Origin of the sequence: Nonomuraea sp. NPDC050556 (genome assembly GCF_044457355.1) — a bacterium.
Taxonomy (GTDB): Bacteria; Actinomycetota; Actinomycetes; order Streptosporangiales; family Streptosporangiaceae; genus Nonomuraea.
On the sequence record NZ_JBITGU010000002.1, the window covers coordinates 1,690,702 to 1,717,196 of the forward strand.

Annotated in this window: 19 protein-coding genes; 12 read left to right on the forward strand and 7 right to left on the reverse strand. The window is 71.4% G+C overall.

All coding sequences use genetic code 11. The features are described 5' to 3' along the window. Nucleotides 1-76: 76 nt before the first annotated feature. Nucleotides 77-631, reverse strand: a complete 555-nt coding sequence (locus tag ACIBG8_RS26110) for a WHG domain-containing protein (protein WP_397345547.1) — start codon at nt 629-631, stop codon at nt 77-79. Nucleotides 632-697: 66 nt separating this feature from the next. Here ACIBG8_RS26110 and ACIBG8_RS26115 point away from each other — a divergent pair, with 66 nt between their 5' ends. The 12 genes from ACIBG8_RS26115 to ACIBG8_RS26170 all read left to right on the forward strand — a co-directional run bounded on the left by ACIBG8_RS26115 (nt 698) and on the right by ACIBG8_RS26170 (nt 15,093). After that, entirely contained in the window at nt 698-1,198 is a 501-nt protein-coding gene (locus ACIBG8_RS26115; protein WP_397345548.1) for an FBP domain-containing protein, read from the forward strand. A 4-nt stretch (nt 1,199-1,202) separates the two neighbouring features. Then, nucleotides 1,203-1,451 carry a hypothetical protein gene (locus ACIBG8_RS26120; RefSeq protein ID WP_397345549.1) on the forward strand — a complete coding sequence of 83 codons (249 nt, stop codon included), beginning with the start codon at nt 1,203-1,205 and terminating at the stop codon, nt 1,449-1,451. A gap of 33 nt (nt 1,452-1,484) precedes the next feature. Further along, a complete protein-coding gene (locus ACIBG8_RS26125; RefSeq protein ID WP_397345550.1) occupies nt 1,485-2,981 on the forward strand; it encodes an alpha/beta fold hydrolase in 1,497 nt (498 codons plus the stop codon). Nucleotides 2,982-3,155: 174 nt separating this feature from the next. Then, complete coding sequence (locus ACIBG8_RS26130) at nt 3,156-3,878, forward strand: hypothetical protein (protein ID WP_397345551.1); 723 nt, start codon at nt 3,156-3,158, stop codon at nt 3,876-3,878. After that, nucleotides 3,875-4,357: a hypothetical protein gene (locus ACIBG8_RS26135; protein ID WP_397345552.1), complete on the forward strand. Its 483-nt coding sequence runs from the start codon at nt 3,875-3,877 to the stop codon at nt 4,355-4,357. Before ACIBG8_RS26130 ends, ACIBG8_RS26135 begins: the two co-directional genes overlap by 4 nt. After that, complete coding sequence (locus ACIBG8_RS26140) at nt 4,347-4,868, forward strand: hypothetical protein (RefSeq protein WP_397345553.1); 522 nt, start codon at nt 4,347-4,349, stop codon at nt 4,866-4,868. Before ACIBG8_RS26135 ends, ACIBG8_RS26140 begins: the two co-directional genes overlap by 11 nt. Then, complete coding sequence (locus ACIBG8_RS26145) at nt 4,868-5,014, forward strand: hypothetical protein (protein ID WP_397345554.1); 147 nt, start codon at nt 4,868-4,870, stop codon at nt 5,012-5,014. The genes ACIBG8_RS26140 and ACIBG8_RS26145 overlap by 1 nt, the downstream gene beginning before the upstream one ends. Before the next feature lie 138 nt (nt 5,015-5,152). Further along, entirely contained in the window at nt 5,153-5,578 is a 426-nt protein-coding gene (locus ACIBG8_RS26150; RefSeq protein WP_397345555.1) for a hypothetical protein, read from the forward strand. 128 nt (nt 5,579-5,706) lie between these two features. Then, nucleotides 5,707-11,565 (forward strand): amino acid adenylation domain-containing protein, encoded by a 5,859-nt coding sequence (locus ACIBG8_RS26155; RefSeq protein WP_397345556.1) that lies wholly within the window; start codon nt 5,707-5,709, stop codon nt 11,563-11,565. Continuing rightward, nucleotides 11,562-11,798, forward strand: a complete 237-nt coding sequence (locus ACIBG8_RS26160) for an acyl carrier protein (RefSeq protein WP_397345557.1) — start codon at nt 11,562-11,564, stop codon at nt 11,796-11,798. Before ACIBG8_RS26155 ends, ACIBG8_RS26160 begins: the two co-directional genes overlap by 4 nt. Further along, nucleotides 11,795-13,054, forward strand: coding sequence for a condensation domain-containing protein (locus ACIBG8_RS26165; RefSeq protein WP_397345558.1), 1,260 nt, complete (start codon nt 11,795-11,797; stop codon nt 13,052-13,054). The genes ACIBG8_RS26160 and ACIBG8_RS26165 overlap by 4 nt, the downstream gene beginning before the upstream one ends. Then, nucleotides 13,051-15,093 (forward strand): N,N-dimethylformamidase beta subunit family domain-containing protein, encoded by a 2,043-nt coding sequence (locus ACIBG8_RS26170; RefSeq protein ID WP_397345559.1) that lies wholly within the window; start codon nt 13,051-13,053, stop codon nt 15,091-15,093. Before ACIBG8_RS26165 ends, ACIBG8_RS26170 begins: the two co-directional genes overlap by 4 nt. On the opposite strand, the gene ACIBG8_RS26175 is transcribed toward ACIBG8_RS26170, so the two are convergent. Genes ACIBG8_RS26175 through ACIBG8_RS26200 form a run of 6 tightly spaced genes read right to left on the reverse strand, consistent with a single transcriptional unit; the run spans nt 15,023 to nt 26,028 of the window. Further along, entirely contained in the window at nt 15,023-20,320 is a 5,298-nt protein-coding gene (locus ACIBG8_RS26175) for an amino acid adenylation domain-containing protein (protein ID WP_397345560.1), read from the reverse strand. The genes ACIBG8_RS26170 and ACIBG8_RS26175 overlap by 71 nt on opposite strands. Next, on the reverse strand, nt 20,317-21,366 hold the full coding sequence (locus ACIBG8_RS26180; protein ID WP_397345561.1) for a 2-oxo acid dehydrogenase subunit E2: 1,050 nt from the start codon (nt 21,364-21,366) through the stop codon (nt 20,317-20,319). The genes ACIBG8_RS26175 and ACIBG8_RS26180 overlap by 4 nt, the downstream gene beginning before the upstream one ends. Beyond that, entirely contained in the window at nt 21,359-22,333 is a 975-nt protein-coding gene (locus ACIBG8_RS26185; RefSeq protein ID WP_397345562.1) for an alpha-ketoacid dehydrogenase subunit beta, read from the reverse strand. Before ACIBG8_RS26185 ends, ACIBG8_RS26180 begins: the two co-directional genes overlap by 8 nt. After that, nucleotides 22,324-23,229 (reverse strand): thiamine pyrophosphate-dependent dehydrogenase E1 component subunit alpha, encoded by a 906-nt coding sequence (locus ACIBG8_RS26190; RefSeq protein WP_397345563.1) that lies wholly within the window; start codon nt 23,227-23,229, stop codon nt 22,324-22,326. The genes ACIBG8_RS26185 and ACIBG8_RS26190 overlap by 10 nt, the downstream gene beginning before the upstream one ends. Continuing rightward, the gene (locus tag ACIBG8_RS26195) at nt 23,222-24,607 is read right to left on the reverse strand and encodes a condensation domain-containing protein (protein ID WP_397345564.1); all 1,386 of its coding nucleotides are present in this window, start codon (nt 24,605-24,607) and stop codon (nt 23,222-23,224) included. Before ACIBG8_RS26195 ends, ACIBG8_RS26190 begins: the two co-directional genes overlap by 8 nt. After that, entirely contained in the window at nt 24,607-26,028 is a 1,422-nt protein-coding gene (locus ACIBG8_RS26200; protein WP_397345565.1) for a class I adenylate-forming enzyme family protein, read from the reverse strand. The genes ACIBG8_RS26195 and ACIBG8_RS26200 overlap by 1 nt, the downstream gene beginning before the upstream one ends. Nucleotides 26,029-26,495 lie beyond the last annotated feature (467 nt).

Sequence of the window (26,495 nt, forward strand, 5' to 3'; positions counted from 1 at the left end):
TGATCCTTCCGTAGCGCTGGGTGGCACGGCAAGACGTATCGGACGAATTGACGATCGCCACGCGCCGGGGAGGATCTCATCGTGGCCAGTTTCTGAGAACGATGTCCAGGGCGTCCAAGGTTCTGGACCAGGACGCGTCGGTGTCGCGCGGGCTGTGGGCGAAGCGGTCGGCCGCCTCCAAAGTCGTGAAACCGTGGAAAGTGCTGTGCAGGAGCCGTACCGCGTCCGTCTGGTCGGGCTCCGCCAGCTGGTAGCCGTGCAGGATCGCCCGCGTCATCGCCGCGTGCCGCGGGGCGGCGCTGGCGGTGGCCACGGCCGGGTCCAGGTCGATCTGCATCGCGGCATAACGGCCCGGGTGCTGCTTCGCGTAGCTCCGGTAGGCGTTGGCGAACGCCATCAGCGCGTCCTTGCCCGAACGGCCGGCCATCGCGGCCGCCACCAGGTCGGCGAGCTCGGCGAAGGCGAGCAGCGCCACCCTCACCCGCAGCTCCTGCGCGTTCTTCGCGCGCGGGTACAGGTTCGGCTCCTTGATGCCGAGCCTGCGGGCGAGCGCGGGCACGGTCAGGTTCTCCAGGCCGACCTCGTCGGCGAGGAGGGCCGCAGCTTCTGCGAGCTGCTTCTCGGCGAGCATCCTAGGACTCCTAGGTAAATCGATAATTATTTGCAGAGCGTTCCTTGGAAGTATAGCTTTGTGGACATGGAAGCCATCACTGAGCGCGACATCCGCGCGTCCTTCGTCAACTGCAGCAAGGGCGAGGCCAAGCGCCTGGGCCTGCCCAAGGACTTCGCCGAGCTGCCATGGCCTGACCTCGACTTCCTAGGCTGGCGAGATCCGGGTGCGCCGGAACGCGCCTACCTGGTCAGCCAAGGAGAAGGCGGCCTGGTCGGGATCGCACTGGGATCCGGGAACGGCGGCAGGTCGGGGAACTTCACCCAGCGGAGCATGTGCTCGCTGTGCCTGAGCACGCACACCGCTGGCGGGGTGGCCCTGATGACGGCGCGGCGGGCCGGGGAGGCCGGGCGTCAGGGGAACACCGTCGGGGCGTACATCTGTGCGGATCTGGCCTGTTCGCTCTACCTGCGGGGCAAGAAGCAGGCCATGGCGGACGGCCCGGAGGAGTCGCTCACCACGGAGGAGAAGGCGGCCAGGACCATGGTCAATCTGGCGGGATTCCTGGACAAGGTGCTGACATCCTAGGCAGATGACTCAGCAACCCGCAGTCCGGCGTACCCCTCTCGACTCCGACGAGCGAGCCAGAGCGGAAGCGAACTTCGTCCCGCTGGTCGTCGAGTCGCTGACCACGCACGGCAAGTTCCGGGTGTCCGCGGACACGCCGGAGATGGTCGAGCTCTTCCAGACGGTCGCGCACACCGTCGGCGAGCGGCTCCAGCGGCCCGTGGTCAGCTACGCCAACGGCAGGTACATCGTGATCGAATTGACCGATTTGTGAGATCTATCCGGATCCGCCTGGGATGATCAAGGGATGCGAAGAAGATTGGCCACCGCTTTTCTGATGGTGGCAGCGTTCTTGTCCGCCCCCAGCGTCGCCACAGCACAGAGTGGCGGCCTCGCCTGGGCTCCCTGCGAAGAAGAGCCGTCCGCCGAGTGCGCGACGCTTGCCGTACCCATTGACTGGTCCCGCCCGCGTGGACCCAAGGTCGACATCGCCCTCGCCCGGCGCAAGGCCACCGACCCGTCGGCCAGGATCGGCTCGCTCCTGATCAACCCGGGCGGCCCCGGCGGCTCCGGCGTTGAGGCCGCGTACGGCGCGCCCGGGTTCTTCACCGAGGACATCCAGCGCCGCTTCGACATCGTCGGCTTCGACCCCAGAGGCGTGGCGCGCAGCCACCCGGTGGTCTGCTCGGCGTCGCTGTACAACCAGATGCCGTACGTCGTGATGAAGAACCAGGCCGACTTCGACAGGTGGGACGCCTACAGCAGGAAGCTGCGCCAGGACTGCCGTGCCCGCACCGGCCCCCTGTACGACCACGTCGACTCGGCCAGCGTCGCCCGCGACATGGACGCCATCCGCGCGGCCCTCGGCGAGGAGAAGCTGACCTACTACGGCATCTCGTACGGCACGCTGATGGGCCAGATGTACGCCGAGCTGTTCCCGAACCGGATCAGGGCGCTCGCCCTCGACAGCAACATGGACCACAGCCTCGGCGTCAAGGGCTTCCTCGACTCCGAGAGCGTCGGCGCGGAGGACGCGTTCGACCAGTTCGTCGGCTGGTGCGACGCGGACGAGAGCTGCGCGCTGCACGGCCGCGACGTCCGGGCGGTGTGGGAGGACCTGCTGGCCAAGGCGCGCCGTGGCGAGCTGCTCTACCCCGGCACCAAGGACCTCAAGATGACCGAACTGCAGGTCATCTACCAGGGCGTGCTCGGCACGGAAGGGCCCGACTGGCGGCTGCTGAGCGAGATGCTCAACGCCATGGCCGGCGGTCCGCCGCCGTCCGACATCCCGCCGCCGCCCGGCCGCGGGCCGGTGCAGGGCGAGCTGGCCCAGCTGCCGACCGCGGTCCTGTGCCAGGACTACAACCTCAGGGTGCGTAACTACCACGAGTACGCGGCGCTCATGCGCAGTTCGGCCCGCCTCGCGCCGGACATGCGGTTCAACCCCATGCCGACCGAGGACCTGCCGATCTGCATGAACCACCCCACCGCCAACCCGCAGCACCCGCTGCGTTACCGGGGCACCGCGCCGTTGCTGCTCGGCAACTCGCTGCACGACCCGGCCACGCCGATCGCGTGGGCCACGAACGCCGCGCGGCAGCTCGGGCCCAAGGCCGTGCTGCTCACGTACGAGGGCTGGGGGCACCGCATCTACGGTAAGGACGAGTGCAGCACGCTGGCGTTCGACGCTTACCTGATCTCGCTCAAGGTGCCGGCGCCCGGGACGCGCTGCGCCGTGACACTAGCCAAGACCACGCTCAAGGACCAGCCGAGGCAGTGGCCGACCAACGGCCTGCACTGGTAGAACCCACGAAATCCCCGAAAAAGCCGCCCCGCACCCACCCAGGTGCGGGGCGGCTTTCGCGTCGTACCTCAACATCCCGGGCACGCCTCACGCAATACCGCAGGCGGAATCGACAGCGGGCGAGAAGTCGATCAACACTTCTCCCGTAGAAGCCCACGTCCCGAAGAGGTTCCTGTGGTTGCGACTCCCCCCATTGCCCGCCTCGCCCCCGACGGCTCCCGCGTCACCGTCACCCTCCCCGTGGAAGCGGGCAAGGTCCCCTGGTACGGCCACACCCGGTTCGCCGGTCCCGCCCTCGTGAGGCCGTTCGACCTGGCCCCGGCCGGACAGCATCACGTGATCCCCAGGAGGCTCTTCCCCGGCGCCCGCGTCGAGACCTTCCGCCGCACCGGCTTCGACCTGGTGCTCTACGAGGCTGCCGACCGGTCGCGCAGCTGCCTCGTGTACGCGGGCCCGCACCACGAGGCGGTCACCTACTTCGGCGGCCCGGCCCCGCGCAGGAGCATGCTGAACCGCCTCACCTCGAACCTGACGTTCACCGACTCCCCCGAGGGGGCCTCGCTCACCCCCGCCGCCGGAATCCAGCAACTCAACTCCACCGTCGTCGGCGCGACCCCCACGATGATGATCGTCATCAAGAGCGCGCGAGGCTTCAGGGCCGAGCTCCCCTCCTGGCAGGGTGCGGTCCGCGGGGACGCGGAGGTCTGGAAGGAGCCGCTGAACCTGGACCCGGAGCAGGCCGAGGCGTTGAAAGGCACCCCGTACGAGTGGAGGTACATCATCGCCAACGCCTCCACGGTCATCGAGGTGATGTTCTCGAAGCGCCCGGGCGAGTCGCTGAAGAGCGACGCGCCCGAGGCGGTCGTGGCGGGGCTGGCGGCGGAGTGGGCGGAATGAGCCTGGCCACGGCCCTGGCGCTGCTCGCCCTGCTCGTGTCGGTGTTCGCCATCCTGGCGGTCGGCGCTCTCTACAGCCGGCTGCGGATGATGGAGCACACGGTTCTGCGGCCGGGCTCGACCCGCCTGTCCGACGAGCCGCGCGCCGTCCCCCCGGCGTTGCGTCCGCGGCAGGGGCAGGAGGCGGCGCTCGTCCTCCTGCTGGACGGCGCCTGCTCCGTCTGCCACCTCCTCTGGGACGCGGCCAGGCCCATCCCGGGCACGCGGGTGCTCGCGCTGTTCGCCGGTGCGGAGTCGGCCGAGGCGTTCGAGGGGACGACCGAGAAGGTCGTCGACCCCGACCTGTGGAGTGCGATCTACGAGGGCTACACGCCCTGCGTCTACATGATCGACAGCGCCGGACAGCTGACCGACCGGCGGTTCGTGTACGGAGACACCGACCTGTCCGAGCTCTTCCAAGGGAGCAGCCATGCGTCTTGACGCGATCCCCTCAGCGGAGACCGCCCCGGAGGGCGCGATCCCCAGCCGGGTCAGGAGCCTGATCCCCGACGCGCCCCTCTCCCGCAGGACGCTGATGCGCGGGTTGCTCGTCGGCGCGATCGCCGCGACCCTCGTCCCGTTCGAGTGGATGCTGTCGCGCAGAGCCGCCAACGCGGGTCCGACCTCGGAGTGGACCGCCTCCAACTGCCGCGACGCCTACCCCGGCGGTTACGACGAGGAGCCCAACAATTGGTGGTGGGGTGGACCGGCGGCCTGTTTCGGCGGCTACCGCATTGGAAGCTACCCCTGCTCCGGCGGGTACCACTTCGAGGGCTGGCGCGGGTACGACGACGAGGGTTACACCTCCAACCGCGCCACCACCTGCAGCAACCGCAACGCCTGGCGCTGGACGGCAGGATCCACCTACCGCTGCTCGGACGCGCACACCTATACGGCCTGGAACAACGGTGACAACCTGTACGGCGTCACGATCGCCGTGTGCTACGTCTGATGATCAGGCGGTTGCTCCACCCCGTGGTGCTGGCGGTGCCGATCGTGCTCGGCGCCGCCGTACCGTGGGCGTTGAAGGGGCCGGCGGTGCTCTTCTTCCTGCTGGCCGGGCTGAACGCCGGATATGCCAACTCCGGCAGCACTTGAAGTCATAATTCGGCATTCCTGCTGAGCGCGTCGGTCTGGCGCGGTTCTGGTGCTCTGGCTTACTTCGGGGTCGGCCTCCTGCTCGGCGCGTCGAGCGTCGCCCTGGTCGCCTCCGCGGTCGGCGGGGTGGTCCAGGCGTTGCTGCCCTGGAGTCTCCGTATCGGCCTGCTCGCGCTCGTCGCCGTGGCCGTCGTGCTCCGCGAGGCGGGGCTGATCGCGCTGCCCGTCCCGGAGAACGCGCGGCTCGTGCCGGAGAGCGTGCTGGGGCGCGGGCGGGCGCTCGGAGGCGTGCAGTTCGGGTTCGAGATGGGCACCGGCATGCGTACCTACTCCCCTTCGTCGCTGCCGCACCTGGTGTTGCTCGCGATGCTGCTGGCCGTGCCGTTCTCCGGCGCCATGGCGGCCGCCGTGGGCTTCGCGGCCGCGCGCTGGATCATGGCGGCGGCGAGCATCACGCACAGCGACGACGGATCGTGGTCCGACCTGTGGTCGTCACACGCGCGGCTCCTGGCGGTCATGACGGCCGTCGGCACGACAGCCGCTCTGGCGCTGGGGCTGATGTAACCCCCTTGTGGCGCTGCGCATCGCCGGTTCGGCCTTCGCGGCTGTGAAGACCCTTGTGGGGTCCCCAAGATCATGGAATACTTCCAAAACGAATAGGAAACTTTCCTAAAGGAAACTCCGGGGGCGCCGTGAAGTCCGGCCCACTCTCCTATGGCCAGGAGCGTCTGTGGTTCCTGAACCGGCTTGATCCGGATGACCCGTCGCACAACTGCTCCTACGTCTACCGCCTGCGCGGTGAGATCGACCTCACAGCGCTGGAGTCGGCGTTCACCCGGGTGGCAGCGCGCCACGAAGCGCTGCGCACGCGGTTCGTGGAGGAGGACGGGCGTCCGCTGGCCGTCGTCGAGCGCCCGGCGCCGGTCGAGATCGAGCGGCTCGACGCCCGGTCCGAGGAGCACGCGAAAGAGCTCGTCAGCGCCCGCACCAACACGATCTTCGACCTGACCAAACGCCCGCCGTTCCAGGTCACCCTGATCAGGCTCGGCCCGCAGGACCACGTCCTGTGCGTGGTCCTGCACCACATCAACGGCGACGGCTGGTCGCTCAACGTGCTGCGCGAAGAGGTCGCCGCGCTCTACGCGGGCGGCGAACCCGCCGTGAAGGAGCCCCCGCAGTACCTCGACCACGCGGTGGCCCAGCGCGCCGCGCCCATGGACCTGGGCTGGTGGATCGACCGGCTGGCCGGAACCCCCGTGCTCGACCTCCCCACCGACCGCCCCCGACCGGCCCAGCGCGGTACGGCGGGCGGCAAGCTGGAGTTCCGCCTGCCCGCCGCGCTCGTCACCGAGATCGCCGAGCTCGCCAGGAACGCGCGGGCCACGCCGTTCATGGTCCTGCTGGCCGCCTACCAGGTGCTGCTGGCCCGCCACAGCGGGCAGGACGACTTCTGCGTCGGCGTCCCCGCCTCCGGCAGGACGAGCACCGAGCTGGAGCAGCTCATCGGCTACCTGTCGACCACGATGGTCCTGCGGTGCGACCTGTCGTCCGGGCCGATCTTCCACGAGCTGCTCAAGAGCACCAGGAAGAGCGTGATCGGCGCGCTGGCGCACCAGGACGTGCCGGTCGACCGCCTGGTGAGCGAGCTGGGCGTGGAGCGCGACCTGAGCAGGACGCCGCTGTTCCAGACGATGTTCGCGCTGCACACGCACGGCGACCTCGCCGAGCCGCTGCCCGGCCTCGAAGCGGGCCCGTTCCCGCACGGCTGGCACCCGGCGCGGCACGACCTGTCGCTCGACCTGTACCCCGAGGACGACGGGAGCCTGCTCGGGGTCGCCATCTACAGCGAGGACCTGTTCGACCGGGCGACCGCCGAGCGCATGGCGCGCCGGTTCGAGACGCTCCTGCGCTCGATCGTCGCCGAACCGGCCGCGCCGGTCGCGAGCCTGGACCTGATGCCGGAGGACGAGCGGGCCCAGCTCGCCAGGTGGAACGACACGTACGAAGAGCTGCCGGAGAGGACGCTCGTCGACCTGGTGCTCGCGCAGGCCGAGGCGACACCTGACGCCCTTGCCGTCGACGACCTGACCTACCGCGAGGTCGTGGCCAGAGCCTCGGGCCTGGCCGGGTGGTTGCGCGAGAAGGGGATCGGCGCGGGCGACCTGGTGGCCGTACGGCTGTCGCGGGGCCCGTCGATGGTGGTCGCGCTGCTCGGGGTCGCCCTGTCGGGAGCCGCCTACCTGCCGGTCGACCCGGACTACCCCGAGGCCAGGGTCGAGTACGTGATCGAGGACTCGGGCGCCGCGCTGGTGCTGACCGACGACGACCTCGACGTCCCACCTGCCGATCCGCCTGAGGAAAGGCCTGCGCCCGGCGACACCGTCTACGTGCTCTACACCTCGGGCTCGACCGGCCGTCCCAAGGGTGTGGTCGTGCCGCACGGCGCGCTCACCAACTTCCTGCTCGCGATGCGCACCCTGGTCGGCTCCACGGACCGGGACGTCTGGCTGGCGCTCACCTCGCTGTCCTTCGACATCTCCGCGCTGGAGTTGTACCTGCCGCTGATCACCGGCGGCCGCCTGGTCGTCGCGGACGCGGACACCGCGCGCGACGGCGCGGCCCTGTCCAGGCTGATCGCGGACGGCGGCGTGACGCACGTGCAGGCCACGCCGTCCGGCTGGCGGGTGCTCCTGACCGGCGAGCTGCCGCCGGTCGTGGCGCTGGCCGGTGGCGAGCCGCTGCCGCTCAAGCTCGCCGCCGACCTGCGCGCCCGCGTCGGCAGGCTGATCAACATGTACGGCCCGACCGAGACGACCATCTGGTCCACGGCGTGGGAGGTGCCGCAGGACCCCGCGCTGGTCACGATCGGCCACCCCATCGCCAACACGACGGTGTACGTCCTGGACCGGACCGGTGCCGAGGTCCCCGTCGGCGTCGCGGGCGAGCTGCTGATCGGCGGCGCGGGCGTGGCGACCGGCTATCTGGGCCGCCCCGAGCTGACCGCCGAGCGGTTCGTCACCCACGCGGGCGAGCGCGTCTACCGCACCGGCGACCTGGTGCGCAGGCTGCCCGACGGTTCGCTGGAGTTCCTCGGCAGGACCGACAACCAGGTCAAGCTGCGCGGTCACCGGGTGGAGCTGGGCGAGATCGAGGCCGTCCTGGAAACCCACCCCGAGGTGCGGCAGGCCGTCGCCGCGGTGCAGGAGGACCTGCTCGTCGCCTACGTGGTCGGCGCGGATCCCGACGTCGTCAGGGCGCACGCGTCCGGGCTGCTGCCCGCGTACATGACGCCCTCGATGATCGTCTCGCTTGACCGCCTGCCGCTGACCCCGAACGGCAAGGTGGACCGCAAGGCGCTGCCGGGCATCGCCCACGTACGGCCCGCCTCCCGGCCCCCGGCCACCGTGAACGAACGCCTGGTCGCCAGCGTGTTCGCCCAGGTGCTCGGTATCGAGTCCGTCGGTGCCGAGGACGACTTCTTCGCCCTGGGCGGCCACTCGCTGCTGGCCACCACGGTGACCGGCCGCCTGCCCGGCCGTCCTCCGGTGCGCGAGCTGTTCCTGCGCCCCACGGTCGCCGCGCTGGCCCAGCTGCTGGACGACGGGGAGAGCGTCTTCACCGGACCGCTGCCCTCCAGCGGGCCGCCCGTGCTCTCGCGCGCCCAGGAACGCCTCTGGTTCCTGCAGCGCCTCGACCCCGACGACGCGTCGTACAACATGTGGATCGTGCGCCGCCTCCTCGGCCCGCTCGACCGGGTACGGCTGGGCCGCGCGGTCGACGCGCTCGCCGCCAGGCACGACAGCCTCCGCACCCGCATCACCGACCTGGACGGCGTCCCGCTGGCGGTCGTCGAGCGGCCCGGCCCGGTGCCCGTCGAGGTCGTGGCGGCGGAGGGTGTCGAGCACGCCGAGGCGCTGGTCGCTGCGCGCACCAACCTGCCGTTCGACCTGGCGGAGCGGCCCGCGCTGCGGGTGACGCTGATCGAGCTGGGCGCCGATGACCACGTGTTGTGCGTGGTCCTGCACCACGTGCTCGGCGACGGCTCGTCGCTGAACCTCATGCTGGGCGAGCTCGCCGCGCTCTACTCCGGTGAGGAGCTGCCGCCGGTCGCGCTGCAGTACGCCGACGTGGCGCGGTGGCAGCTCGAACAGGAGCCTGAGCCCGACGCGACCGGCCGGCCCGACCCGCTCGACCTGCCGACCGACCGGCCGCGCGGCCCCGAACGCCGCGCCGCCACCCACGTGCTGTCCGTTCCTGCCGGGCAGGTCGGGACGCCGCGCGGCGCGACCATGTTCATGACGCTCATGGCGGCCTACCAGGCAGTGCTGGGGGCTCATGCGGGCCGTACCGACCTGGCCGTCGCGACCGTCGTGTCCGGTCGGGACAGCACCGAGCTGGACGGGGTCGTCGGCTATCTCGCCGAGACCGTGCTCATCCCCGGCGACCTCAGTGGAGACCCCTCGTTCGGCGAGCTGGTCGACCGGACCCGCGCCGCTGTGCTCGACGCGTTCGGCCACCGGAGCGCGCCGCCCGACGAGCAGATCGAGACGATGCTCGTGCTGCACACGCAGGACTCCGGGCTGCCGGCTGCGTGGTTCGACGGGCTCGAGGTGCGGCCGTTCGCGCACGGGTTCGCGCAGGTCAAGTTCGACCTCATGCTGGAGGCCTGGCAGGACGCGCGCGAGCTGCTGATGGTCTTCTCCTACGACGCCGCCCTGTTCGACGCGGCCACCGTCGAGGCGCTCGGCGACCGGCTGCTGCGCCTGCTCCTCCAGGACCCGGACGAGCCGCCGCAGCTGGTCTCCGCCGACGAGGCGGCCGAGCTGGAGCGGCTGGGGCGCGGCCCCGAGCTGCGGCGCGCCGTCGAGGTGCCCGACCTGCTGGCGGCAGCCGTGCCAGAGCGGGCGGCGATCGGTGAGCTGACGTACGGCGAGCTGGACGCGCGGGTGACCGAGCTGGCCGGGATCCTCCAGGCCGGTGGGGTGACGACCGGCGACATCGTGGGCGTCTTCCTCGAACGGTCGGCGGACGCGATCGCGGCGCTGCTCGCGGTGTGGCGGGCCGGTGGCGCCTACCTGCCGCTCGACCCCGCCCTTCCCGGGCAGCGCCTGGCGTTCATGGTCCAGGACAGCGGCGCCCGGCTGGTGCTCACGTCCGCCGACCTGGCAGGACGCCTGCCCAACGTCGGCGTGGCCCTGGTCGACGAGCCGCCCCAGGAGTTCGTCCCCGTACGGCGGGGCGAGGCCGCCTACGTGATCTACACCTCGGGTTCGACCGGCACCCCCAAGGGCGTCGTGGTCGAGCACGCCAACCTGGCCGCCCGCGTGGCGTGGATGGTCCGCGAGTACGGCCTGGCTCCGGGTGACCGCGTGGTGCAGTTCGCCTCGCTCGGGTTCGACACCCACGCCGAGGAGATCTACCCCGCGCTCGTCGCCGGAGCCCGGCTGGAGGTGCTGCCCGAGGGCGCGGTCACCCTGCCCGAGCACCTCGACGGGGTCAGCGTGCTCGACCTGCCCACGGCGTACTGGCACCATCTGGTCGACCAGCTCGACGAGGTCGCCTGGCCGCCCGAGCTGCGGCTGGTGATCCTCGGCGGCGAGCAGGCGCACGAGGCGGCCGTCGCGCGGTGGCGCGCCAGGTTCGGGTCGCGGGTCAGGCTGGTGAACACCTACGGGCCGACCGAGGCGACGATCATCGCGACCGCCGCCGAGCTGACCGGCGACCAGGGCCGCCCGCCGATCGGCCGCCCGATCGGCGGCACCGACGTGTACGTCATGGACGCCTCAGGCAGGCCGTCACCGCTCGGCGCTGCGGGCGAGTTGTGGATCGGCGGCGCCGGAGTGGCCCGCGGGTACCTGAACGCCGAGAGCGACCGCTTCGCCACCTACCGCGGGGAGCGGGTCTACCGCACCGGCGACCGGGTGCGCTGGCGCACCGACGGGCAGCTGGAGTTCCTCGGCCGCCTGGACGACCAGGTGAAGGTGCGCGGCTACCGGATCGAACCCGGCGAGATCGAGGCGCTCCTGCTGGCACACCCCGGGGTGGGCGAGGCGGCCGTGGTGGCGGTCGGCGACGTGCTCGCCGGGTACGTCACGGGCACGGCCGACTTCGGCGACCTGGCGGCGCACCTGGGCGCGACGCTCCCGCCGTACATGGTGCCGAGCGCCTGGAAGCGGCTCGACCGGCTGCCGCTGACCGCGAACGGCAAGATCGACAGGGCCGCGCTCCCCGCGCCGGAGACCGCTGGCGGCCCCTACACCGAGCCGCGCGGCGACGCCGAGGCGCTGGTCGCCGACGTCTACGCGGAGGTGCTCGGCCTGCAGCGGGTCGGCGCGTTCGACGACTTCTTCGCCCTCGGCGGGCACTCGCTGTTCGCCGTCCGGGTGGTCGCCAGGCTGCGCGCGTCCGTCGGCCTGGACGTGCCGATCCGCGCGCTCTTCAGCACGCCCACGGTCGAAGGGCTCGCCAGGACCGTGGAGGACCTGCTCGTCGCCGAACTGGACGAGCTGTCCGACGAGGAGGCCGAGCGCCTCGCGAAGGAGTTGACATGATCAAGGAGCGACTGGCCACCCTCGTCGCCGAGGCGTCCGACAACGCGGTCACGGCCGAGGAGGCGCTGGCGGCGACCGTGCCGCTGACCGCGCTCGGGCTGACGTCCATCGGGCAGATGCGGCTGATCGACGCCATCGAATCCGAGTTCGGGGTCGAGGTGGACCTGACCGGGGACGGCCTGGCGTTACTCGACGACCTCGACGGGCTGGCCGCGAGGCTCGCCGCGCGATGATCGTGGACTTCGCCGGCCCGGGGTCCGGCACGGCGCCGCTGACCTGGGGTCAGGCGGCGATCTGGCAGGCGATCGGGAACACGGCGCCGGACGACCACTACTTCAACTTCGGCCGGGTGCTCAAGGTGCCTGGCACGAGGTCCGTCGAGGACGTCACCGCCGCCCTGCGCGCGCTGGTCGAGCGGCACGGCGCTCTCCGCACCCGGCTGGACGACCAGGGACAGCGCCTGGAAGGGTCGGGCCGGTTACCCGTGGTCATAAGCCGGGAAAAGCCTGACATCGTGCTGGACGAGCTGGCCGCCACCCGGTTCGACTACTGGGCCGAGTGGCCGATCAGGGTCGCGCTCGTCGTCGACGGATCCGCGGTCACCCACGTGGTGCTGGTCTTCTGCCATCTCGCCGCCGACGGCATCGGCGCCGAGGCCGCCATCCGCGACCTGCGCATGTTGCTGCTCAGGGGCGCGCTGACCGGCCCGCCGCCGCCCCAGGCGCTCGACCTGGCCCACTGGCAGGCGGGGCCCGAGGGCCGCGCGGTGGCGGAGCGGGCGGCCGCGCACTGGGCGGAGGAGTACGCGCGCATCCCGACCACGATGTTCGCCAAACCGGGCCCCGAGCCGTCGGACCCGCCCATCTGGCGGGCGCAGCTCAGCTCCCCCGCGCTCGACCTGGCCGTGCGGTCGCTGGCGCTGACGCACCGCGCGTCCACCTCGACGGTCCTGCTGGCGGCCGTCGCGTTCCTGGCGGCCAGGGTCGAGGGGCACGGCACCTGCGCCGTGCTGCCGATCGTGGCCAACCGGTTCAGGCGCGACACGATCGGGCTGGTCAGCACGATGTCGATGGAGGGACTGTTCACCGTCGACGTCGAGGGGACCTTCGCCGAGGTGCTCGGCCGGGCCGGGCCCGCCGCGCTGCGCGCCTATCGCAGCGCCTACCACGACCCGGCCGACCGGGACCGGATCGTGGCGCGGGAGAGCTCGGGTCGGGGTGAGCGGGTGCATCCGAACTGCTGCTTCAACGACATGCGCTTCGCCGACCCTGGACCGGCCGCGTGCGAGCCCTCCGCCCTCGAGTCGGCGCTGAAGGAGACCGCGCTGACCTGGCCGATGAGCCAGCACGAGCTGAACTGCCGCTTCTGCGTCCACGTGACGACCGAGGGCGTCTCGCTCACCGCCGACACGCGCTTCCTCTCGAAGCCGGATATCGAGCGTTATCTCATGAACCTGGAGTCCATGCTCGTGTCGGCGGTGCGGACGTGACCGTTCAGGCATACGCGAGGGCGACCTCCTGCGCGCAGGGCTCGTCGTTGCGGTTCGTCGTCTCGCGGGCCGTACCCGTGGTCGTGCGCGACACCGTGGACGACCGGGTCGTGTTCACCGGCGACGCCGTACCCGACTGGACGCTGGACGTCCCGCACGACTGGCCCAGCTCCCTCTACCGCGCCACCTTCGGCCCCGAGCAGCCGTGGCCGCGCGGCCTGCCCGGCGCGGCGCCCTGCCCCGACAACGAGGTCTACTTCGTCGTACGGCAGGCCGTACCGACCGCGCCGATCCTGGTCAGCGTGCCGTTCACCACCTGGCAGGCCTACAACCGCGCGGGCGAGGCCGGGGAGGGCCTCTACTGGACCGAGGCCCCGACCCGCGCGTCCCGCGTCACCTTCGACCGGCCCGGCGGCGGGCCGCCGCCGGAGCGCTGGGAGGAGGGGCTGATCCGCTGGCTGCGCCCGGCGGGGTACGAGGTCGCCTACTGCTCCAACCTCGACCTGCACGACGGGCTGGAGATGTTGTCCGGCCGCCGGCTGCTGGTGGTCAACGGGCACGACGAGTACTGGTCGGCGGGGATGCGCGACGCGGTGGAGGAGTTCGTACGGCGAGGCGGCAACGCGGCGTTCCTGTCGGGCAACACCTGCTGGTGGCAGATCCGGCTGGAGGACGGCGGCCGGACCATGGTGTGCCACCGAGACGCGGTCGCCGACGAGACGGCGGAGTGGACGTTCACCGGGCGGCCGGAGAACGCGCTGACCGGGGTGAGCTTCCGTGCCGGGGCCGGCACGTGGGGCGAGCACATGCCGCGCATGCTGGAGGAGCCCTATACGGCGCGGTTCGCGGGGCACTGGGTCTTCGAGGGGACGGGGCTGACCGACGGGGACAAGTTCGGTCAGGGGTGCCTGGGTTACGAGACGGACGCTGCGGAGTTCGAGGAGATCTGCGGGGTGCCGCGGGTGACCTGCCGGGACGGCACGCCGCCCTCGTTCGTCGTGCTGGCCACCGCCGACCTGCGCCACTGGGGCGCGTACGGTCAGGGCGGGATGGCCACGATGGGCGTGTTCACCAGCGGGTCGGGGACGGTGTTCACCGCTTCCACGGTCAACTGGGGGAACACGTTGCACGACCCGGTGGTGGACCGCATCACCCGCAACGTCCTCGACCGGCTGTCCACGGTTTCCTCAGGTGACTGGGAGGTCATCGGGCCCGTCGCCGACGTCCGCGCGCTGGCGGCGTGGGGACGCACGTTGTACGCGGTGGACGCGGAGGGGACGCTGCTCAGCCGCGAACTGTGCGCCCAGAACCTCCGCTGGCAACCCCTCAACCCCCAAAACACCCATGCAGGTCACCCCTCCCAAGAGGGCCACCTCTCTCGTGGGGATCACCCCTCTCTTGAGGGTGACCCCTCTCATGGGGGTGACCCCTCTCATGGGGGTGACCCCTCTCATGGGGGTGACCCTTCCGGGGAGGGTGGCCCTTCCGGGGAGGGTGGCCCTTCCGGGGAGGGTGGTCCTTCCGGGGAGGGTGGTCCTTCCGGGGAGGGTGGTCCTTCCGGGGAGGGTGGTCCTTCTCCGGAGGGTGGGCTCGGGTGGGAGGTGCGGGGGTTGGCGGTGCCGCGGGAGGCCATGAACGGGGTCGCGGTCGGGCTGCACGGTGTGACCTCGGACGGGCGGCTGCTGCTGCTCGACCAGGGCGTGTGGCGCGACCTCGGCCCGGCCCCCGCCGACGCCGTCGGCCTGGCGGTGGCCGACTGCGCGTTCTACGTGGCCACCACCGAGGGTGAGCTGTGGCGCCTGCCGTTCGGACAGAAGGTCTGGGAGCAGGCAGGTAGCTCCGCCGGAGCCACCTGCCTGGCCGGGGCGAACGGCAGGCTGTTCGCCGCCGACGCCACCGGCCGCCTGGTGACCATGGTGCCCGGCTCCCCGTGGACCGGGCACCCGCTTCAGGTGCCGAGCGAGGTCTTCACCGCCTACTCGGGCCTGCTGGTGTCCGCCGGCCGCGACTCTCCCCTGCGCTGGCGCTCCGTGCGCTGACCGTCTGCAGCCCGATCAGGTCGTCCGGCAACGCGTCTGGCACCTCGTCGTCGAACCTGGCCAGCGCCCGCACCCGCATGGCCACCAGCACGATGACGGCGATGGCCACCGAGAACAGCAGGTACATGAACCCGATCCCGCGCCCGCCCCCGGTCCCGATCACCTCGCCGACCGAGGAGGCGAGCGCCCCGCCGGGGGCGAGCAGCGGCTCGAACACCGAGCTGCCAAACGGCGCGATGAGCCCGAACCCGATCGGCAGCGTCGACCAGGCGATCAGCGTGTTCAGCGCGATCACCCGCCCGTGGAACCGCTGCGGCACCTTCACCTGGATGATCGTCGCGTAGATGCCGTTGAGCATGGTCAGCCCGAACGACATGCCGAACGCGCCGACCCCGATGACCAGGAGGTCCGGCCGCACCCCGGTCACCAGGCAGGCGACCGCCAGCGCCAGCGTGGCCAGCATGACCCCACGCATCCGCCGCCCGCGCGGCCCGCCCCACGCGGTCAGCACGAGCCCGGCCACGAAGACGCCGAGCCCTCCGGCGAAGGAGACCCGCCCCACGTCCTGCAGCGTCCCGAACCCCAGCACCAGCGGCGTGAGCAGCAGGAAAAGCGGCGACAGGAAGATGTTCAGCACCGCGAAGAACAGCAACATCGACCGGAAGCCACGGTTGCCCCACGTGTACTTCCAGCCGTTGATCATCTCGGCCACCAGCGTCTCCCTGCGCCGCCACGCCATCGCCGCCGGGAACCGCACCAGCAGCACGGTCGCGATCGCCGCCGTGTAGGAGACGACGTCGATGACCAGGATCCCGCCGAGCCCGATGAGCGACATGAGCCCGACCGCGACGAGCGGCACGACGAGCTGCGACGTGCCGGTGATCATCTGCACGATGCCGTTGGCGTGGCCGAGGTAGCGCTTGGGCACGAGCTGCGGGATGGCGGAGCCGTACGCGAGCCGTTGGAAGGTCAGCGCGACGGACAGGCAGACCAGCAGCGGGTAGATGTGCCACATCTGCAGGTTGCCGGTCCACAGCAGGACCCCGAGCGCGAGCTGGGTGGCCCCTGCGGCGACGTCTCCGGCGAGCATGACGCGGCGCCGGTCGTAGCGGTCCACGATCGCCCCGGCCAGCGGCGAGACGAGCATGCCCGGCACCAGGGCGAGTACGGAGAACAGCGCGAAGCGCACCAGCGACCCGGTCGTGGTGTAGATCCAGATCGGGATGGCGAACTCGGTCAGCGACGAGCCGATGATCGACACGAGCTGCCCGGCCGCCACGGCGGAGAACCGTTTCATGCTGGGAGCAGGGCCCTTGGGAGGCTCGGGCGTGTCCGACGTGGCGTGCAGCCACCACGTCGAGGCGTCGTCCCGTTCCAGCGCGAGGGTGTCGCCGGAGGCGAGGGCCGGGTGGGTGCGGGTGACGATCTGCGCGAGCTCCGCTGCCCGATATTTCAGGTAGAAGTGCCCCGCCTCGTCCAGCACGACCAGCGCGGTCGTCGGTGAGGCGCAGTGCCACTCGCGGAAGCGCTCCTGGTAGAACTCGGTCGCCGGGTCCCGCTCGCCCGCCACCGCGATGATCGGCGCGCGGAGCTGCGCGCCGCCCTCCTCGAAGAGCCGGGTGAAATACTCCTCCGCTTCCTTGGTGCCGCGCCGCCGGTTGTCGATGACGAGCTGCAGCTCGTCCTTGCCCAGCTCGTCCACGTCGAGCCCGGCCGCGCGCAGCGCGTTGGCCCAGTGCTGGTCGCCCTGGAGCTTCTCCATCGCCTCGGTGAGGCGGCGCATGCCGTTCCTGGGCCTGGCGAAGGGGAAGATGCCGCCCAGGTAGACGGCGTCCACGTCGCGCCCTGCCGCCTCCAGGCGCCGGGCGATCTCCACGGACAACATCACCCCGAGCCCGCAGTGACCGTAGAGGGCGATCGGGCCGGGAACGTTCCCGAGGATCTCCTCGGCGCAGCGCTCGGCCACCTCGTCCATCGGGGTGATCTGCTCGTGCATCCCCAGCTCGTGGCCCGGCACGGTCACCGCGTAGAGGGCCCGGTCCTGCGGCAGGGCATCGGCGAGTGGCTGGTAGATCGCCGCGCTCCCGCCCCCGTACGGCACGCAGACCAGCGTGGCGGTGGCCGCGCGGTCCTTGGTGAGCCGGTGCACCAGCCGCTGCGGCCCGTCCTGCGCCGACCCGGCCAGCAGGGCGAGCCCGCGCACGGTCGGGTTCTGGAACAGGTCGAGGATGCTGACCGGCCTGGGCAGCGCCTTGCGCAGTTTGGCCACCACCTGGGCGGCCAGCAGCGAGTGCCCGCCCAGGTCGAAGAAGTCGTCGACCGCGCCCACCTGCGCCAGCCCCAGCACCTTGGCCCAGACCTCGGCGATCACCGGCTCCAGCTCGCCGGACGGCTCGACGTAGCCCGCCTCCTGGTCGGGGCGCTCCTCGTCGGGCTCGGGCAGCCTGGCCCTGTCGACCTTGCCGTGCGACTTCAGCGGCAGCTCCGACAGCCACACGTACCTGGCCGGGATCATGTACTCGGGCAGCGTGCGGCCGAGCTTGAGGCGCAGCTCGCTGACGCTGAGGTGCTCGCCGACGAGGTAGCCGACGAGCCGGTCGCCGCGCAGCTCGACGACGGCCTGCTCGACCTCGGGCAGCGCGGACAGCGCCGTCTCGATCTCGCCGAGCTCGACGCGGTAGCCGCGCACCTTGACCTGGAGGTCCCGGCGGCCCAGGAAGCACAGTTCCCCGGTCGGCAGCCAGCGGCCCAGGTCGCCGGTGCGGTAGAGCCGCTCGCCCGCGTGCGTGACGAACCGATCGGCAGTGAGGTCGGGCCTGCCCAGGTACTCCCTGGCCAGCCGGTCGCCGCCGAGGTAGATCTCGCCGACCGCGCCGAGCGGGACCGGCTGCCGGTTGGCGTCCAGCACGTACACGCGGGCGCCGGGCAGCGGGCGGCCGATCGGCAGCGTCGGCTCGGTCTCCTCGCCGGTGACCAGGTGGGTGGTGATGCCGACGGTCGCCTCGGTGGGCCCGTAGTGGTTGACGACCGTGGTGTGCGCCGCCAGCCCGACCGCCCACTCCGAGCGGGACGCCTCGCCGCCGAGGATGAGCAGCTCCTGCGGCAGCACGTCGGCCGGGTCCGCGTCGGCCAGGATGCTGGCCAGGTGGGACGGGGTCATCTTGAGGTAGTCGGTCTGCCGCAGCCGCGCGGTGACGTCCTCGATCGGGGCCTGCGGGTCGAGCAGGTGCAGGGTGCCACCGGTCATCATCGACAGGTAGAAGACGGTGATGCCGAAGTCGAACGAGAGCGACTGCATCAGCGTGAACCGCGAACCCGGCTTGACCGCGAAGCGCTCGCGGACCCCGGCCAGGTAGGTGAGGATCTGCCGGTGCTGCACGGCGACGCCCTTGGGCTGTCCGGTGGTGCCGCTCGTGTAGATCACGTACGCCAGGTGGTCGGGCGTGGTGCCCGGACCCTGCTGCGGCGCGATGCCGCGCTCGGTCACCTCGACCAGGGGCGTGTCAGGCACGAGTACGGCCAGCTCAGGCGTGCTCACGACGGCCACGGCGCCGGAGTCGGCCAGCATGTAGGCCAGCCGCTCGGTCGGCTGCTTGGGGTCCAGGGGCACGTACGCGCCGCCCGCCTTGAGCACGGCCACCAGCGCCACGGCCAGGTCGACGGACTGCTCCAGCAGCACCCCGACCGTGGTGTCCGGCCCAACGCCCTTCACCCGCAGCACGGCGGCGAGTCGTTCAGCGCGCGCATCCAGCTCGGCGTAGGTCAGCTCGACGCCCGCGCACTCCACAGCCACCGTCGACGAAACGGCGACGAGCTCGTGCAGCAGCTCCACGCCGGGGTCGGCCGCCTCAGGGCCCTGGCTGAAGCTCGTCAGCAGGTCCAGCTCGCCTGGTGCGTACAGGTCGAGCTCGGAGATCGGCCGGTCGGGGTCGGCGGCGATCGACCTGAGCAGCGTCGCGAACCGGTCGACGAAACGTCGCGCGGTGTCGTCGGAGAACAGGTCGGTGCTGTAGGTGAGGCCGCCGACCAGGCCCTCGTCGGTCTCGAAGAGGTACATGCCGAGGTCGGTGCGGCTCGTGGTGGCCGGGGCGGCCAGGTGGGTGAAGCGCGGGTCTCCGACACCTCCGCCGAAGTTCTGCAGCGCGAACACCGCCTGCACCAGCGGGGTGCGGCTCACGTCGCGCGGCACGTTCAGGTGGTTGACCAGCCGCTCGAACGGCAGGTCCTGGTGCGCGTAGGCGTCGAGCGCCGCGTCCCTGGTCCTGGCGACGAACTCGGTGAACGTCGGGTCGCCGGTCAGGTCGGCCCGCATGACCAGGGTGTTCACGAACATGCCGACCACGCCGTCCAGCTCGGGCAGGCCGCGCCCGGCAATCGGGGTGCCGACCGCGAAGTCGTCCTGCCCGCTCAACCTGCCGAGCAGCACCTGGAAGGCGGCCAGCAGGGTCATGTAGGGCGTGGCGTCGAACCGCGCCAGCGCCTGCGTGGTGGCCAGGTCGATCTTCACCTGCACCCCGCGCCCGGCGTCCCCGCGTACGGCGGGCCGTGGCCGGTCGGTGGGCAGTTCGAGGGCGGGCAGCCCGTCGAGCCTGTCGCGCCAGAAGTCGAGCTCGCGCCCGTAGTCGCGGGTCGCCTCCCACAGCGCGTAGTCGCCGTAGCCGATCGGCAGCGGCTCCAGGGTCTCGCCGTCGTGCAGGGCGAGGAGGTCGCGCAGCAGGATGTCGCAGGACCAGCCGTCGACCACGATGTGGTGCGCGGCCAGCAGCAGCACGTTGTCGTCCGGCGCCAGCCGGACGAGCAGGGCGCGCAGCAAGGGGCCTTCCGCCAGGTCGAACGGGACCTTCAGCTCCTCGGCCACCAGCTCGATCGCCGCGTCGAGGTCGGGCGCCTCGGCTTGCTTCAGCTCGAAGCCGGAGGCGAACGCCAGTGTGGGGCGGCCCTCGTCGGAGGTCGGGAAGCGCATGCGGAGCGCCTCGTGCCTGGCGACGAGGGCGCCCATCGCGCCGCGCAGGGCGTCACCGTCGATCGGGCCGCGCAGCCGTACGGTCAGGGGGACGGTGTAGGCGGTCGAGCCAGGCGCGTACTCCTCCAGGAACCACAGGCGTTCCTGGGCGTGCGAGGGCGGCGGGATCGTTCCTTCCCGGCGCGGCTCGATCGTGCGTGCCTGCCTGCGGCGCAGGCGCTGGGCCAGGAGCGCCCTCTTGGCGTCGCTCAAGGTGTCGGTCACGTCGACTCCACTTCGCTCTTGAGCGCGGCCAGGAAGAGCGCGGCGTCCCTGCCGTTGATCAGCCGGTGGTCGTAGGCGAGGCCGACGTCGGCCACCATCCGCTGCACCACGGCCCCGTCGTCCAGCATCAGCTCGGGGCGCGGCGCGGTGAGGGCGAGCGCGCACACCTGGCCGGGGAAGACGAACGGGATCGCCAGCACCACGTCGGCCTCGGTGTGCAGGGTGAGCGTGATCGTGGCTCCAGCCAGGTCGGCGTCGGTGAACCCGCCCGTGGCCGCCGCCACGCGGTGCTTGATGAGCACGGTGGCGAGCTCCTTGGGCGTCAGGTTGGCGGCGTCGCGCACCACCGGCACGAACAGGCCGTCGCCCAGGTCGAAGGTCACCCCGATGTCGGGGCGCTCGGACAGCAGCGCGGCGTCGCCGTCCAGCCTGGCGAAGAACAGCGGGTGGGTGGCGTGCAGCCGGGCGATGGCGGCGACGAACAGCTCGGCCAGGCCGACGGGCCGCCGCACCTCCCTGGTCAGCTCGGCCGCCCTGGCCAGCGCGGGCCCGACGTCGAACCGTACGGCCGCGTACGCGGCGGGGATCGTCTCGTGCGAGAGGGTGACCGCCCGGCCCACGGCGCGCTGCACCCGCGAGAGCGGCTCCCGCCGCACGGTCGCGACCAGGCCCTCCACGTCGGACCTGCGGACGATCGCGACGCCGAGCGCGGCCACCTGGGCCTCGGTGACGCCGAGCTCGGCCATCAGGGCGCGGGCGGGCTCGGTGATGACCTGGCGCTCCCGCTCGACCTCCACGACGGGGGCCGCCTGGGGCTCCGTGGTGACGAGCCCCAGGACGGTGCCGGCGACGCACCAGGTCCCTGCGGGGACCAGCGGCGTGAGGTAGCCGTCCAGGCTCGCCTCCAGCTCGGAGGCCGCCTTCGAGGACTCCACCAGGGCCACAGCGTCACCCGCGCGCACCGGTTTGCCGCCCTCGACCAGCCATTCGACCAGGAGGTACTCGGTGTCGTTCGTGTTCAGCTGGGGCAGGACGATGTCACCCACGCAGGGCCTCCAGCACGGCTCGTCGGATCTCTGACTCGTTCAGGAGCGCCTCGCGCTCCAGGTGCGCGGCGGTGGGGATCGCGCCGTCGCGCGAGCACACCACCCCGACCGGACGGCGCAGCCGTCCCCAAAGGCGTTGGTGCAGCTGGTGGGCGACCTCGCTGCCCCACGTGCCGCCCGGCGAGCTCTCCTCTGCCACGATGACCGTGTCGCCCAGGTGCGGCAGCAGCGCGTCGACGTCCAGCGGGTAGAGGCGCGAGGGCACCAGGAGGCGGCAGGAGATCTCCTCCTCCAGCATCAGCGCGCGCATCGCCTGCAGCGCCCGGTGCGCGACGCCGCCCGGCGCGATGATCACGCAGTCGGGCCGGTCGTCCAGGTCGGCCCTGGCCAGGCCGTCCGAGACGGTGACGCGGAACAGCGGGTCGGCCTCGTGCATCTGCCGGGTGTAGAGGATCTTGTCCTCGAAGAACACGGCGGGCTCGGCGCGCTCCACGATCTCCTGGAGGACGTCGGCGTTGTCGCGGAAGGGCGACATCTCGTAGACGGACAGGCCGGGCATGCCGATGAAGTGTTTCTGCAGGCTCTGGCTGTGTGTGGGGCCGTAGCCCCGGCCGCCGCCGGTCGGGCAGCGGACGATCAGGCGCAGCGGCAGCCGCTTGCCGTACATCGAGACCGACTTGGCGGCGAAGTTGCAGAGCTGGTCGAAGGCCAGCGCGACGAAGTCGCCGAACATGATCTCGACGACGGCCGTGTCGCCGGTCAGCGCCAGGCCGCCGGCGACGCCGGTGACGGCGCCCTCGCTGATCGGGGTGGACAGCACCCGCTCGGGGAAGCGGGTGGACAGGCCCCTGGTGACCTTGAACGCGCCGCCGTACGGGTCGGCCACGTCCTCGCCCAGCAGGTAGGCGCGCGGTTCGCGCTCCAGCAGGCCGTGCAGTGCCTGGTTGAGGTTCTCGACTACGCGCATGGCCGGGCGGAGACCTCCTCGGTGATCGCGCGGATCATCGCCCGCGCTCCCCTGTCGAGCCGCTCGAACTGCTCGTGGTGCGCCTCGGCGTAACGGGCGTACCAGTCGTTCTTCCTGAGCAGCTCGACGACGTGGGCCGGGCGCGTGTCGTCGCCCTTGCTGTGCGGGCCGAGCCGGTGGGTGAGGAACTCCACCACCACCGGCTCGCCCGCCCTGACCATCGCCAGGACGGGGTTCAGCTCGGCGCGGATCTCGTTGACGTCGGTGGAGGTGACCAGATGGTGTCCCACGCCGAACGCGGCGGCGCGCCCGGCGATCGTCCCGGCCAGATGGCGTTCGGCCGGGGTGGACTGGGCGATGCCGTTGTTCTCCACGACGACCAGCAGCGGCAGCTTCCACAGCGACGCCAGGTTCAGCGTCTCGTAGACCGCGCCCTCGCCCCACGTGCCGTCGCCGATGTAGGCGCAGGCCAGCCGTCCCGGCTCGGTCCTCTTGAGGTGCAGGGCGGCGCCCGCCGCCAGCGGCAGGCTCTCCCCCTGGACGCCGGTGGACAGGTAGCCGGGCCGGTGCAGGTGCTGGCTGCCGCCGACGCCGCCGCAGACCGCGCCTGTCCTGCCCATGATCTCGGCCAGCAGGCCGTGGCAGTCGCGGAAGCGGGCCAGGTAGTGGCCATGTCCCCGGTGGTTGCTGAACACGTGGTCGCCCCGGTCGAGCAGCGGCTCCAGCGCGACGGGCACGTACTCCTGGCCCAGGCAGGTATGGGTGGTGCCGTTCAGCAGGCCCTTGTCGAACAGCGCGAGCAGGTTGAGCTCGAAGTGCCTGATGATGAGCATCAGTTCCAGGTCGTCGTCGGCCAGCCGCGACAGCGCGAGCGCCTCGGGGAGCAGGTCAGTCATGGGACGCCGTTCCCATCACCCCGGCGATCGTCGGGTGGTCGAAGAAGTCGTCCAGCTCCACCTTCAGGCCCAGCCGCTTCTCCATCCTGGCGATGATCTGGGTGATGCTCAGCGAGTGGCCGCCCAGGTCGAAGATGTCGTCGTCGTCGAGGATCGGCGAGACGCCGAGCACCTCCTGCCAGATCTCCCTGACCTGCTCCACCTCTGTCGTGGCTCTCGGTTGGTGGCGCGCGACGGCTGGTTCCGCGATGACCGGCCCGGAGAACGTCACCAGGTCGCCCAACCGCGTCTCCGGGTCGGCCGTGACGGCCGCCAGCAGCTCGCCCAGCTCGACCGCCAGCCGCGCGCCGTCCACGTCGGGCAGGTGGCGGACGCTGACCAGGAGGCCGTCCCTGCCGTCCACGCACTGCAGGTGGACGCTGCCGCGCACGCCGCCGTTGAAGACCGTCCAGTCGACCTCCGCCTCGACCCCGTCGAAGACCGGGTCTGGGCCGGTGCGCGCGCGGTAGCTGACCGAGACCGGGGTCAGCGCCGCGTGCGGGCGCAGGTTCGGTACGGCGGCGGCCAGCGGAACCGCCCTGAAGCGGTAGACCTCGCGCAGCCGCTCCCGCACCAGCGCCCCGAACTCGGCGAACGTCTGCTCCGGCGACGGCTTCGAGCTGATCGGGAGCTCGTTGACGAACACCCCGATCCTGTCCTCGTCGCGCGGTGACCTGGTGGACAGGTCGATCGCGGTGACCACGTCGGCCGTGCCGTACCCGGCCAGCAGCACGTGAAGGGCGGCGATCAGCGTCTCGAACCTGGTCAGGCCCGGCACCTGCGGGTCGGCGCGCAGCTCGGTCACGAGCGCGTCGCCCGCGCGCCTGACCCGCAGCGGGCTGCCGTGCACGACCGTCTCGCCCGGCTCGCGCCAGTGCTCGGCCCAGTAGGCCTTCGCCTCGGGGAGCAGGGCGGCGAAGTCCTCGTCCTCGGCTGGCTCCAGCGCGGGCAGCGTCCGGCCGTTGTAGAGGGCGGCCAGGTCGCGCACCAGCACGTCCTTGGAGTGGCCGTCGAAGACCAGGTGGTGGGCGACGAAGCTGAGCGTGCGCCCGTCCAGGGTGAACCGGGCCAGCGGGCCGCGATCCAGGTCGAAGGGCTCCTCCGTGCCCCCTATGGCAACCGGCTCGCCGGGCACCAGCTCCAGCTCGCCGTCCACCTCCCTGACCGTCATGGACAGCACCGGGTGCCGGTCGACGACCGCGGCGCACGCCTTGAGCAGCGCGCCGCCGTCCAGCCCCGCACCGAACCGTACGGCCAGCGGCACGTTGTAGGCCGTGCCCGCCCCGACCAGTCGCTCCGTCACCCACATGCCCCGCTGGGCGAAGGACACCTTGCTCATCAGAACCTCTCCAGGAGTAAGCGCTTGTCGACCTTGCCGCCCCTGTTGCGCGGCAGCGCGTCGAGCGTGATCACGTGCGTGGGGACCTCGTGCGGAGCCAGCCGGTCCTTCAGGAAGATCCGCAGGTCCTCTGCCGTGAGAGGGGCGCGGGTGACCACGGCCACCGCGATCGCCTTGCCGAGCACCGGGTGCGGCACGCCGAGCGCAGCAGCCTCGACGACCGTCTCGTGCTCGTAGACGGCCTCCTCGATCCTGATCGTGGAGACCTTGAACGCCCCGGACTTGATCAGGTCGCTCTGCCTGTCGACGAGGTAGAGGTAACCGTCCTCGTCGATCCGGCCCAGGTCGCCCATGCGGACCCAGCCGTCCTTGAAGACCTCGCTGCCCGGGTCCCCGTAGTAGGCCCGGGGCGCGGCGGGTGAGCGCATCCAGACCTCGCCGACCTCGCCCGGGGTCACCGGGCTGCCGTCGGCCGTCGCTATCCGGACTCCCCCGCCTGCCACGGCCCGCCCGACGCTGCCAGGACGCTCCGGGTCGAACATCATGATCGTCTGAGCGGGGGCGGCCTCGGTGGAGGTGTAGTAGTTGGTGATCGTGGCCTTGGGGAACGCCTGGGTGAGGCGTTGCGCCACCGAGGCGGGGAGCGGCGCGGCCGCCGAGCCGAGGAGCAGGACGCTGGACAGGTCCCGCACGCCGGCGTTGAGCAGTTCGATCGCCATGGCGGGGACCAGGAACACGGTCCCGGCGCCGTAGTGCTCGATGAGGGCGGCGAAGCGGCCGGGCGTGAAGTGCGGCAGCGTCACCACGGCCGGGTTCGCGTCGAGCGCGTTGACCAGCATGGTCTGACCGGCGTTCGTGCCGATCGGGAAGGCGTGCGCGAGGTGCTTGGAGTGGGCGAAGGGGCGGCGCCTGCCGCCGAGGCCGTAGGCCAGGTTCGCGTGGGTGGCCACGACGCCTTTGGGGCGGCCCGTCGTGCCTGAGGTGTAGAGGATCTGGGCGGGGTCACGGGGTCGGGGTAAGCCGGGTAAGTCGCCGTTTGGGCCTTCCCCGAGCCGCGCCGACCAGCAGGGTAAGTCTCCCGGCTGGTCTGCCCCGTGCAGCAGGCCCACCGCTGCGCAGTCGGCCAGCAGGGTGCGCAGGTCGGTCGCGGTGAGCCGGTCGTTGAGCGGTACGGCTACCGCCCCCGCGCGCAGCACCCCGCAGAACGCGACCGCGTAGTCGGTCCACTCGGCGGCCTGGAAGGACAGGCCGACCCGGTCGCCCGGCTTGACGCCGCGCGCGTTGAGCCCGCGCGCGACCGTTTCCGCTCCGGCGGACCAGTCGCCGAAGGTGAGCTCGCTCCGGCCGTGCACGATCATGGCGAGCCGGTCAGGCTCGCTTTCCGCGCGGGCGGAAAGTAGGTGAGGAATGGTCAGGTCCACGCCGTGAACCCCCGAAGGATCAGGCCGCGCCCGAGGTTGCAGCCCCAACTAGTAAGAAACTTTCCTATTAATTAGGGGTCAGTCTTACATGATCACCAGGTCGGCGCAAGGGGCGGACGGCCGTAGGAGATGACGGCGTTCCTGACGTCTTCGGCACTCACACGGAACGGCTTGACGACCCAGCCGGTGGAGTATTCGCGGTTGCTAGAGGTCTCGCTGCAGAAGGCAGGACATGACCGCGTTGTCTTTGTCTCACGAAATATCGGGGCGTTCGATCGCAAGATGTGCCTGAAAACCGGCGACTCTTCTGACAAGTTCATGATCTGTCCGAAGGGTTGATCGCTAGTTAGACTCCGTGTCGGAGTCGGGGGGCTGTCGCCTCTGCAGACTCGTCACCCGCCGGGGAGGGGCACGGTCTCTTCGGCGTACCCACGCGGGTGACCCCTCCAGGCGGTTGGCACGGTCCA